Annotated in this window: 9 protein-coding genes; 6 read left to right on the top strand and 3 right to left on the bottom strand. The window is 36.0% G+C overall.

Translation table 11 applies throughout. The features are described 5' to 3' along the window. The first annotated feature begins 5 nt into the window (after nt 1–5). The 6 genes from fusA to C8D70_RS03760 all read left to right on the top strand — a co-directional run bounded on the left by fusA (nt 6) and on the right by C8D70_RS03760 (nt 7,918). On the top strand, nt 6–2,123 hold the full coding sequence (fusA, locus tag C8D70_RS03785) for an elongation factor G (protein ID WP_076597006.1): 2,118 nt from the start codon (nt 6–8) through the stop codon (nt 2,121–2,123). Between the two features lie 16 nt (nt 2,124–2,139). Continuing rightward, a complete protein-coding gene (gene rpsJ / locus C8D70_RS03780) occupies nt 2,140–2,445 on the top strand; it encodes a 30S ribosomal protein S10 (RefSeq protein ID WP_002661363.1) in 306 nt (101 codons plus the stop codon). Nucleotides 2,446–2,774: 329 nt separating this feature from the next. Continuing rightward, nucleotides 2,775–5,030: a TonB-dependent siderophore receptor gene (locus C8D70_RS03775; protein WP_110366599.1), complete on the top strand. Its 2,256-nt coding sequence runs from the start codon at nt 2,775–2,777 to the stop codon at nt 5,028–5,030. Between the two features lie 14 nt (nt 5,031–5,044). Continuing rightward, nucleotides 5,045–5,332: a hypothetical protein gene (locus tag C8D70_RS03770; RefSeq protein WP_110366430.1), complete on the top strand. Its 288-nt coding sequence runs from the start codon at nt 5,045–5,047 to the stop codon at nt 5,330–5,332. 136 nt (nt 5,333–5,468) lie between these two features. Beyond that, on the top strand, nt 5,469–5,954 hold the full coding sequence (locus C8D70_RS03765; protein ID WP_410493703.1) for a low affinity iron permease family protein: 486 nt from the start codon (nt 5,469–5,471) through the stop codon (nt 5,952–5,954). A 143-nt stretch (nt 5,955–6,097) separates the two neighbouring features. Further along, nucleotides 6,098–7,918, top strand: a complete 1,821-nt coding sequence (locus C8D70_RS03760) for an acyltransferase family protein (RefSeq protein ID WP_110366429.1) — start codon at nt 6,098–6,100, stop codon at nt 7,916–7,918. A gap of 40 nt (nt 7,919–7,958) precedes the next feature. On the opposite strand, the gene C8D70_RS03755 is transcribed toward C8D70_RS03760, so the two are convergent. From C8D70_RS03755 to C8D70_RS03745, 3 genes are all read right to left on the bottom strand, one after another. After that, nucleotides 7,959–10,679, bottom strand: coding sequence for a hypothetical protein (locus C8D70_RS03755; RefSeq protein WP_110366428.1), 2,721 nt, complete (start codon nt 10,677–10,679; stop codon nt 7,959–7,961). Nucleotides 10,680–10,755: 76 nt separating this feature from the next. Further along, nucleotides 10,756–11,733, bottom strand: a complete 978-nt coding sequence (locus C8D70_RS03750) for a hypothetical protein (RefSeq protein WP_110366427.1) — start codon at nt 11,731–11,733, stop codon at nt 10,756–10,758. Nucleotides 11,734–11,957: 224 nt separating this feature from the next. Then, nucleotides 11,958–12,380: a hypothetical protein gene (locus tag C8D70_RS03745; protein ID WP_110366597.1), complete on the bottom strand. Its 423-nt coding sequence runs from the start codon at nt 12,378–12,380 to the stop codon at nt 11,958–11,960. Nucleotides 12,381–12,538 lie beyond the last annotated feature (158 nt).

Below are 12,538 nucleotides of genomic sequence, written 5' to 3'. Positions count from 1 at the left end.
CTGAAATGGGAAGAGATCTTAAATACACAAGAAATATTGGTATCGCTGCTCACATTGATGCAGGTAAGACTACCACTACAGAAAGGATTCTATTCTATACAGGGGTAAACCACAAAATTGGAGAGGTTCACGATGGTGCTTCTACAATGGACTGGATGGAGCAGGAAGCAGAAAGAGGTATTACTATTACTTCTGCAGCTACCACTTGTTCTTGGAACTTTCCAACAGATCAAGGAAAAGCTTTACCAGAAACTAAACCTTACCACTTCAACATCATTGATACACCGGGACACGTTGACTTCACAGTAGAGGTAAACAGATCTTTAAGAGTATTGGATGGATTGGTATTCTTATTCTCTGCAGTAGATGGAGTAGAGCCTCAGTCTGAAACAAACTGGAGACTTGCTGACAACTACAAAGTTGCAAGAATGGGATTCGTAAACAAAATGGACAGACAAGGTGCTGACTTCCTTAACGTGGTAAATCAGGTTAAAGAAATGTTAGGATCTAACGCAGTTCCAATCGTTTTACCAATCGGTGCTGAAGAAGATTTCAAAGGTGTTGTTGACTTAATTAAAAACAGAGCGATCATCTGGGATGAAGCAGGACAAGGAGCTACTTTCGAAGTAGTGCCAATTCCTGAAGATATGAAAGATGAAGTTCTTGAATATAGAGAGAAACTAGTAGAAGCTGTTTCTGAATATGACGAAACTTTGATGGAGAAATTCTTTGAAGATCCGGATTCAATTACAGAAGAAGAAATCAATGCTGCATTGAGAGCTGCTACTATCGATTTATCTATTATCCCAATGACTTGTGGTTCTTCATTCAAGAACAAAGGAGTACAGTTTATGTTGGATGCAGTATGTAAATACTTGCCTTCTCCATTAGATAAGGATGATATCAAAGGTACTGATCCAAGAACAGACGCTGAAATCACAAGAAAGCCATCTGTAGATGAGCCTTTCGCAGCTCTTGCATTTAAGATTGCTACTGACCCGTTTGTGGGAAGATTAGCATTCTTCAGAGCTTACTCTGGAAGACTGGATGCAGGTTCTTACATCTTGAACTCTCGTTCAGGAGATAAAGAAAGAATCTCAAGAATCTATCAGATGCACGCTAACAAGCAAAACCCGGTAGAATATATTGAAGCTGGTGATATTGGTGCAGCGGTAGGATTCAAGTCTATCAAAACTGGTGATACGATGTGTGATGAGAAAAATCCAATCGTTCTTGAATCGATGGTTTTCCCTGATCCGGTAATCGGTATCGCTGTTGAGCCTAAAACCAAAGCTGACCAGGATAAAATGGGTAACGCTTTAGCTAAACTGGCAGAAGAAGATCCTACGTTTACTGTTAGAACTGACGAAGCTTCTGGACAAACGATTATCTCTGGTATGGGTGAGCTTCACTTAGATATCATTGTTGACCGTATGAAGAGAGAGTTCAAAGTTGAAGTAAACCAGGGACAACCTCAGGTAGAGTACAAAGAAAACTTAACAAAAGTTGCTCAACACAGAGAAGTTTACAAAAAACAATCTGGTGGTAAAGGTAAATTTGCTGACATTGTATTTGAACTAGGACCTGCAGACGAAGGTAAAGTTGGTTTAGAATTCATCAATGAGATCAAAGGTGGTAACGTTCCTAGAGAATTTGTTCCTGCTATTGAAAAAGGATTTAAAGCTGCAATGAAGAACGGTCCATTGGCTGGTTTCGAAGTTGAAGGTATTAAAGTTACTCTTAAAGATGGATCTTTCCACGCAGTGGATTCTGATGCTCTTTCATTTGAAATGGCTGCTAAATTAGGATTTAAAGAAGCGGGACGTGCTGCTAAGCCAGTAATTATGGAGCCTATTATGAAACTGGAAGTTGTAACTCCGGAAGAATATATGGGTAACATCATTGGTGACCTTAACAAAAGAAGAGGTACTATCAGTGGTCAGGAAGAGAAAAACGGTGCTGTTGTAATCAAAGGTTCTGTTCCACTTTCTGAAATGTTTGGATATGTAACGACTCTAAGAACACTTTCATCAGGAAGAGCTACTTCTTCTATGGAATTAGAGAAGTACCAGGCTACTCCACAAAACGTTGCTGAAGAAATCATAGCTAAAGCAAAAGGTTAATTTTTAAATTAAAGAAATGTCACAAAGAATCAGAATAAAACTAAAATCTTACGATTACAACTTGGTAGACAAGTCTGCTGAGAAAATCGTAAAAACGGTAAAGGCTACTGGTGCTGTTGTAAACGGTCCAATTCCATTGCCAACGAATAAGAGAATCTTCACAGTATTGAGATCTCCGCACGTAAACAAGAAAGCAAGAGAGCAGTTCCAACTTTCAGCTCACAAGAGACTAATGGATATCTACTCTTCTTCTTCTAAAACTGTTGATGCTCTAATGAAATTAGAACTTCCTTCAGGTGTAGACGTTGAAATTAAAGTGTGATAAATGCATACTTTGCAATGATTATACAATCCGTTCCTTTTTAGGAACGGATTTTTTTATGTATATGCTATTTTATATAACTACATCAATAGCAAAAAGGCAGGTTTGTAATGCATTAAATCTGCTTTTTTTGAATTGAAATTTCTGTAATCATAAAAAAGCTTTAAAGGATTTGTCTTAATAATAGATCAGATATGTTTGATGATTGTAATGAGTCATCTTATTGGATTAATGATCTGATATTAACAGGGCTTTTCATGGTGACATATGTCACACTTCTTTATTTATTTAGAATTAATAAAAATAATAATTTTGTAAAAAATTATCAGATGAATAAAGTAGTATCCTTTTCTCTGCTTGTATTGGGTGGAGTTCTGGCCAATGCACAGACAGTAAATGATTCAATTAAACACAAGAAAATTGAAGAAGTAGAATTATTTGGTGAAAAAAAGAAACAGCCGCAAGGTCTTGATGCAATCACGAGATTGCCTTTGAAAACCAGAGACCAGATTCAGAGTATTTCAGTAATTTCCCATAAAGCAATTGAAGAATTAGGAGCACTTACAGTCACTGATGTTGCCAAAAATGTTCCGGGGGTAACCTTATTTTCAAGTTATGGTGGAGGAAACGAAAGTATGTCTATCAGGGGATACCGTGGAGTTCCCGTATTGAAAAACGGAGTTCAGCTGGATTCAGATTTCCGTACTGCGGGGATGATCACAGATATGCAGGGAGTTGAAAGCATTCAGGTGATCAAAGGGTCTGCAGCCATTGGACAGGGAATAGGAAATGGTCTTGGTTCTGCAGGAGGGGTGATCAACGTGGTGACGAAAAGACCACAGTTTATTGATCAGACTAATGTAGGATTCCGCTATGGAAGCTGGGATTTTTACAGACCTACAGTAGACTTCCAGAGAGTATTGGATTCTCAGGGTAAAGTAGCAGTTAGATTCAATGGGGCATATCAGAATAACAATTCATTCAGAAGCCATGTAAAAGGAGAAAGAATCTATGTAAACCCATCAATTGCTTTCCGTCCGGATGATAAAACATTAATCAATGTGGAAATGGATTATCTGCATGATAAAAGAACACCGGACAGAGGAACTATTAATCTTGCTCCGGGAACCATTGAAGCATTATATCATATGCCAAAAGGAAAGTTTTTAGGATACGCATCTGATTATTCAAAAACAGAAACTTTCAACTTCGCTACGACAATCGTTCGTAACGTTACCGATAAATTAAAAGTAAGAGCAGCTTTCGTTAATTCTGTAAGCAACACTGATTCCGAAGCTTCATCCGTATCATTACCGGCAGGTGAAACGAACTATAATATCAGACAGCGTACCATAGGAAAATCGCAGGGTGAAGATATCAATAAAGTATTACAGTTAGACTTCATCGGAGAACAGATAAAAACAGGATTTATTAATCATACATTCCAGGTTGGTTTTGACTGGAGAGAGACAGAAACTTCATCAACAACCTATGAAGCTTATAAAAACTCAATAGCACCGGGGAATTTAATTACCGCTCGTGCTACAAAAATTGGAAGTACAACTTATGCTGCCAATCCACTGGATATTTTTGATGTAGTAAACGGAAGTATTCCAAATCAGCTTCCTGTAAATGTTATTTACAAAAGCCTTGGAAGATCAAACCCAGTACTGACACCAAGTATCGGGGCTATGGCTCAGGATGTAATGACGATCGGGAAATATGTAAAAGCACATTTAGGAGTCCGTTACAGCAGATTGAATGGTTCTGCTAACGAGTCTGTAGATACATGGAATCCTAATTTCGGATTAATTGTTTCTCCGCTTCCAAACGTGAACGTATTTGGATCATACACCACAACAACCTCTTTAAGATCTGCCAATAACTTCCTTTTAGACGGGGGCAGAGTAGGTCCATCAATGACTAAACAGTGGGAAGCAGGTATTAAATCAGACTGGTTCAATGAGCGTTTAAGATTTAACGTAACAGTATTTGACATTAAAACGGATCACCTTTCTTTCACCATCCTTGATGAAAATTACAATCCTGTAGTAATTGACAAACAAACCATGTATGGTCTTGCAGGAAATCTTAGAAGAAAAGGAGTTGAAGTAGAATTAATCGGAAGAATTCTTCCCAACCTTCAGGTGATGTCTGGATGGGCTTATCTGGATGCACAATATCAGGACAGCCCGGCTTACATCAACGGATCTGCACCAATGAATGCTCCTAAACACACTGCAAACGGATGGTTGAATTATAAATTCAACAAAGGAACTTTATCAGGACTTGATGTAGGTGCAGGAATTTACTATGTAGGAAAAAGACCGGTTGATGAATGGACTCAGAAAACATTTACAGCAGGCCACATGAACAGTGTGAAACCAGGAGATAAACCTTTCGATATGCCGGAGTACACTACGGTAGACGCTCAGGTAGGGTATACCTTGAAAAACGGAATGGGAATAAGAGTATTCTTTAATAATATTTTTGACAGCGTAGGGTACAGCTCTTATTTCAGAGGAGGATACATTGATCAGATCCAGCCAAGAAACTTTGCTGTACAGGTAAACTATAAATTCTAATTCAAAAAAATAGTATGAAAATTACCAGAAAAATATTCTCAGTATTAATTGCCGGAGCTGCTCTGGCCTCCTGTTCCGAAGAACATTTGTCTGAAGAAGAACTGAAAACAGCCAGGGAAAATATTGAAAAACACTATACAAATCCCATAAGCATATACTCTTGGGGTAACATTTCTCCCTGGAAAGATCATTGGAATAATACATTGTATCCTAAAACTTTTTCACCTGCTCAAATCGGAAAAAGTATCATAGCAGAAGAAAAACAAAACCTGGAATACCGTTTCCCAGGGAAAATCAAATAACATAACTTCAATCATTCATATCAATTTTAATTAAAAAACATTAAGACAGACTTCTGTTTTAATGTTTTTTTTTGTCAGTATTTATTATCCCTGATTCCTGTTAATTTTATACATTTAATCAATCTATAAAACAACGATGATGGGAAAAATGAACCATAGCTTTTTTGAGAAATTTTCAAACTGGGCTGTAAAATTTACAGGAAGCCCATATGCCTTCATAGGAGCTTTTCTTATCGTATTACTATGGGCGGTAACCGGACCTTTTTTTGATTATTCCGAAACCTGGCAGCTGGTAATCAATACCGGAACTACAATCATTACTTTTTTGATGGTATTCCTGATTCAGAAAGCTCAGAACAAAGACTCCAAAGCCATACAGATTAAACTCAATGAACTTATTGCGGCTCACGAAAAAGCAAGCAATCGTATTGTGGATATTGAAGACCTTACAGAAGCAGAACTGGATCAGCTCCATATCTACTATGAAAGGCTGGGAGAGCTTGCCAAAAAAGATGCAGATATTCATACTTCCCATTCTATTGATGCCGCACAGCGAAATCAGGATTACAAATATGATTTCTTTAAAAGAAAACATGAAGAATGGCTCAAATACCGAAGTTAAAACATAAAATAAACTGAATTTTTGTTTATGAAATATTTCAAATCATGTAATGATTAAAATAAGTAATAATTTACATTTAAATCAATTTTTCGACAGAAAAAATTCGAATAGTAAAATGTTGATATAAATATTTATATTTGCGGATGCATTTTAGGAGTGATATTCAGGGTCTGAGGGCAGTGGCCTTTTTACTTGTTTTTATATTTCATTTAAATTCAGGATGGCTGCCGGGAGGTTTTCTTGGGGTTGACGTTTTTTTTGTCATTTCAGGCTACCTTATGACTTCTATTATTCTTCATCAAAAAGAAAAAAAAACATTTAGTTTTATTGATTTTTATTCAAAAAGATTAAAGAGAATAGTGCCGGTTTATTTTTTTGTTTTGCTCTGTATCAGCCTTGTCGGGAGCTATATTTACATGTCTGTTGATATTAATACCCTGAAACAGTCGATCTTAAAATCAGCAATATTTATTTCGAATAATCATTTTTTTGCGGGTAATTCATATTTTGGTGCCAAGATGGTCGAAAACCCATTGCTGCACACGTGGTCCTTATCTGTAGAAATGCAGTTTTACTTTTTCCTTCCCTTGCTGCTTATTTTTATCAATAAAAAGTATCTTCCTGCGTTTATTTTGGGTTTAATCATTTTCTTATCATTATACACCACTTACAAACTCATTTTCTGGAATAGTAAAGGCCATACCTATTTCTCTCTTTCGGCTAGAATTCCGGAGTTTTTGGTAGGTTCGTTTTTTAGTATCAGCCTTGGAAATTTAGATTTAATAAAAAGGAAAAAACAAAATATTATCGCTGTATTTTGTGTTGTTGTATTAGCGGTTTGCTCATTTGTGATTAACGAAAACAGTAATTTTCCGGGTATATTAGCATTGGTTCCGTGTATTGCGGCTGCGGGATTATTAAGCTTAAAGAATAATATGGTTAGCGATTTTTTAGGACAAAGAATTCCCGTTTATATTGGCGAATTATCTTATTCTTTATACTTATGGCATTGGCCGGTGATGGCATTTATCAGGTATAAATTCGATACTTATGATTTTTCTGTCACACAAATTTTTATTGTCTGCGTGGCCACTTTTATCTTATCTTATCTGTCATACACTTTTATTGAAACAAAATTACGGGTTGCAAAGTCTAAATTATTTTATAAAATCTTTCTTCCGGCAACGGCTGTTCTTCTATTGTATACTTATTTTCTGCCGGTTATCACTAAAGTAAATGCAATTCCGGAATATTATTCCAAAGCATTTTTTGGGATAAAATCTCATTATGATGGGCAGGTAGAAAAGTTTGGTGATATTTCTAAAAATGACAGCATTCTTTTAATTGGTGACAGCCATGCCCTGATGCTAAAGCCTTTTCTGAATTATCTTGGTAAGAAGCATCATTTTTCGTATAATACTATTACGTGCGACGGATATCCTGCCGTAGAAGGAATTAATGAATCAGAAATTCCTGAAAAAGATCTGTTTTTTTACGAAAATTCGAGAAAGCTTGCCAATGCAACAACGGAAAATATTAAGAAAAATAAAGTTATTATTATCAATAGTATAGGTTATACAAGGGTTCCGTCTTTAAAAAGTTCTTTAGAAAAAATGGTTGCTAATTTGAATGGCGATCAGAAAATAATTTTTATCAAGAGTTTTCCTAAGCTGGATCACAGTCCTTTGAGAATTAATAATAGTTTTATCAGGAAAAATAAATTTGAATATGACATTTTATATAATAAGAGTGACAATCTGTTTTTAAATGATCTCTCTAAGAAATATAAAAATGTATATGTATATGATGTTTCTAAAAGCAGAATATTCGAGACCGCCCCTTATATTAATGATACCGTTTTTTACTATGATAAGGAGCACATCAATACCTTGGGATCTATAAAATTGGCGAAAGATCTTGATCAAAGTTTTATGAATTTTTTCAATCCACTTATAAAAAAATAAAGAATCAATATGATCCTTTATTTTTTTATTTGTGACAAAATTATCTCATAAAATAATTAAAATAACTACAGCTTCCCATTAAGTTCTTCGTTGTCTCGGTATCGGAATAGTGAGCTTTCAGCTGAGCAAAATAGGTTCTGTACTTCTGGTTTTTTAGATTGTCCATTTCCTTTTGGCGGGCATCTTCTTTTTCAGACCATTTCGGATCAGAATAATCAAAATCTTTTGGTGCTTTTGCTTCATACTGATAATATTTACCCTGTTCAGCACTTGCCATCTGGAATAAGATTCTTGCTTTTTCCTCTTTATTATTGGAAAGCTTAAGTGCTTTTTGATAATAATTGATTGACAGGTCAAAATTATCTGGTTCAATATAAGAAGTATCAAGGAAGTTTTTATAATAATACTTGTAAGGATTCTTTCTGTCCGTATTCCAGAAATCATATTTGCCTCCGTTGCTGTTGTCGATATCCATAACGAACAACTGACGGTAATACCCTAAAATAGAAGTATTGTACAATAAGTTTCCGATAAGCTGATTAGCTTTTGCTGCCTTTTCACCTGTGCCGTTTCCAATCTTTTTCAGTTGAATCAATGCATCTGCCAGCTCAAGTTTGTCCATACTTGTTTTGATGAAAGGGAAATCTGTATAATTTTCAGCTTTCATACTTTCGGTATCGGGGCTTCCAAAACTTTCCCACACATTATGTCCGAAGACAAGATTGGAGATATTTTTAAATCCGTTGTATTCTGCAGGAGCATATTGTTTTGGAGTGATGGTCTGGCCATTCTTTTCTGTCCATTCATAATTCTGTCTTGGAATACCTGCGAAGCTTTTTGCTTTTTCATAATAAGCTTTTGCTTTTTCAAAATCGGCAAGTCTCATTGCTCTGTCTCCATAAATGTTACTGAAGAAGGCATCGATATTACCTACACTGTCCATGTTTTTCGCGATGATCTGCTGCTCAAACTGGGTTTTATCAGGCTTCCTGTAAAACTCTTCCACGCTTTTTACCAGACTGGAATTCGGATTGTACTGCAGGTCCGAAAGCTTATTATTCATCAGGAATGATTTTCCGTCTTCACCCTGAAGGAAGTAACGGTTCGCAATAACATCCTTAAGGAAATCCGCTGTAGAAGGTACTTCACCATAATAATCGAATTGAGCTGCAGCTGTTGTATCTTTTTCTACCTTTTTCTCTACGAAGTATTCCGCATAGTCTTTCATCAGATGATCTTCATACTCCGCATCAATTTTCGGCTGGGAAACAATATCATTCAGAACTTTCATTCTTTTGATTTCTTCCAGGTATTCCGGATTGGTCGTTTTAATGTCATTCAGAATTTCAGAACTTTGTTTATAATCTTTCTTTAAAAACTTAAGATAAGCATCTGCAATCTGCCAGTATTCGTCTTTAGACTTTTCTTTTGTTTTATCTGTGAACTTTTCAAGGCTGTCCAGGAAGTCCTGCGTTTTTTCGTCGTAATAATAACCTGTTCTGGTGTAGAAAGGGATTCTGTCCGGGTTGCTGAACAGCTCGTCATCACTCTGGTCAGCTTTAGCATTATCGCCAGTTTTGTCAGATTTCGAACCTCCGAAAAGATTTTTAAAGAATCTTACAATTTTCTGCCAGAAAGAAAGTTTTTCTTCCTTTCCTTCAGTTTTTGTTTGATCTGTAGATTTATCTTTTGCGGAATTATCCGTTGAATTTTCTTTAGTAGCTGCTTTTTGAGCATCGGAAGTATAGTAATAGGTAGGCAGATAACTTCTTTCAAGTTCGTTGATACTTCTGGCGGCCATTACCTTCAGAATTTCGGAATCAGGATCAATTTCATACATCTTTTCCATCATCGGAACAGGATTGTTGAATTCCTCGTATCCTAACAGGAAATAAGCCATATTTTTTTCTTCATTCGTATTGGCTCTTTTCAGAATATTGCTGAAAGATGCGGTGTCTGAAAGTTTCATCGAGACAAAAGCAGATTCCTTACGGTCTTTGCTGTTCATAAATACCTGAAAGAAGTTCCAGTTGGCATCACTGTTCATTTCCAGTCCTCTTTGTGCTCCTGCCAGCTGGTCCAGAGACATGAAGTAAACTGTTCCTTTTAGTTTGATGGGAGCAACATAGGTCTTGAAAGCCTGCACGGCAGAATCGTAATTTCTTGTATAATGATTCAGACGTACCAGCTGATATCCGTAACGCTGTTTGATTTCAGGATTTCTCGCCGCATTGTATAATGAGGTTAAAGCAGCGATCGTTTTATTGTAATCAAGAGCTGTAGCATTTTTTCTGCTCGTATCTCTGTCGTAATAGAATGAGTTTTCACTTTCTATATAATTGATGCTCATAAAAGGCTCAAGATACTTGGCCTCAATCAGATAATCAATTCCTTCCTTATATTTCTGGTAAAAGTCGGTGCCCAGTTTTTGTAAAAGAGGGTTGGAAGGATTTCCGTTCTTTAAAGCATTCAGGTCGTTCATGCTTATTTTATACACCAGATTCTGGGTTTCAGAATAGCTCAGCTGATTGTTGAAGAACTTTTTCCATGTTTCCACATTGTCATCAGGAATCAGTGCTGAGTTATATCCTCCATAAAACCTGCTTGAGTAATTATGCAGAAAAGGAAGATAAGCCTTGTCCTTGATAATGGTTTGCGTAAAAAGGTTGAAGTAATCATAATCAGGATCTGACCACGCGCAGGCATCAGATTGTGTATAGAAAAGTGATACAACCGCAAGTGAAAGAATATACTTTTTCATAGGGTGTGCAGTGTTTTTTTAGTTTTAATATTGTATGATGTAGTGTTCTGGCAAGTGTGCCTCTATCTCTTAGAGATTAAAATTTCCGGTCTGACACAAATTTACTATCTAATTGATAATAAATGATATTAAAATGCGGGATTTTTTTCTGTAAAAAACCAAAAACATCATTAAGTTGTTCTTCAGATATTTCCTCTGCCTTTATTTTGAAACCTTTATTCAAATAACTTCCGAAGTAGAATCCGTCTTTCAAAACTTCAACTTCGTGATCTGAAATCTTTTTAAAATCGGAGTTTTCCAGATCTTTTTTGGATAATGCATTAATCAGTTTATGTTTACCCAAATGATTGGTAACAATTCCCCACGAATAAATCGGAAGTGCCACTTCAATATTTTTGACAGGATAATCTTCTATTTTCGAAAGATAACTTTTCAGAATATTGACATCCAGAATAGAATTCTTATCAGAGTTTTCAAGAGGTGACGAAGTAGAGTAGCACATCAGGTATACTTTCCCGACGGGAGGAATTCCGGTCTGCTTTTTATCTTTCACCTGATGAAGACGTAGAGTGCAGGTAATTTCTTTTCCGGAAATTCTTTTGAGTTCTTTCAGAAATTTAAAATAATCATTTCGTGTTCCGGCGGTCCAGTCGCAGTCGATCTGAATTTCATTATTGGTTTTCAGGTGATATTCTTCTGCTTTCTTTTGAATTAAAAGGTGAATGCTTTCTGCCAGAAATCGGATCTCTTCTGCAGAGATATCCAACAAGGTCTGATTAGTAATAAAAACCGTAGGAACGATCTTCTTGCCTGTCTGAAAACTCTGGTCTTTGGTAATCACTGCTACCGGCTGAAATTTTCCGTTCACTTTATCTACATCAAAGAATCTGGTGTACAAATAAGGAACTGTTGCTTTATCCAATGCTTTCTTTTCTGCATTATCAAGCTTCAGTTTGGTTTTCCAGTAATAAAAAGTGTAAGGATGATTCTCTTTCCTGTTGCATGACGCAATAAGGAACAAAAGAAATAGAAATAAAATTTTTAAATTTTTCATCGGTGAAAATGACTTTTCAAAATTAAAGATATTTTGGCAGAATATATACCGTAAAATCCCGGTGATTGGAGAATGAGACTCGACTATATGAAGATGAACTGTAACAAATGTATAAAGTTTTTGCAGACGGAAAATTATCATAGTATCCTTTTGCAATTTCAGGATGATATCTCACAACAAAAAAACCACCCCGGATGGAATGGATTTCTTTGTATATTATTGTACTACTTTAAAAATTCGCTTTCGCATGTACAGGTTTCTTTATTGATGCTCTCAGTGGATGAGCAGCAGCCTTCAAGATTCTTAACGTTTCCTTTTTCATCGGTAAGGTAGATTTTATCTTTATCAAATTTCACGAAAAATGTTTCCTCATATTTTTTAAAGACCACTTTCATTACCTTATTCGGAGCATATTTTCCGGCATTGATTTCCTCCGTTGTTTCTTCTCCGCTCGCCTGATTCACCTGGACGTATCCAAAATGCACATCACCATTGTTTTTTAGATCCAGATAATAATGAGGAGTACCAGTACCGCTATATCCTTTCATAATATCAAAAGCTCTGTATCCAATAAATGGAACTTCTGTCTGCTGTGCCCATGTAAAAATACTGATGCACAGAATCATTACACTGAAAAACTTTTTCATAGATATTTTTTCAAAAGTAAAGATTTTTAAGGAAAACATTCATTGTAAAAACACGGTTGTTGTAAATTATCAAATAGAAGGCCTGGATAATGGAGTTGCAAAACGGTTTACTTTCTTTGGCTGGAAGGTGTTTCATCAAAACAAAACCACTCCTTAAA

The sequence above is a fragment of the Chryseobacterium sp. CBTAP 102 genome (assembly GCF_003201365.1).
Lineage (GTDB): Bacteria > Bacteroidota > Bacteroidia > Flavobacteriales > Weeksellaceae > Chryseobacterium > Chryseobacterium candidae.
The sequence above is the reverse complement of the archived record's forward strand: the minus strand, read 5'-3'. Positions and strand labels throughout refer to the sequence as shown.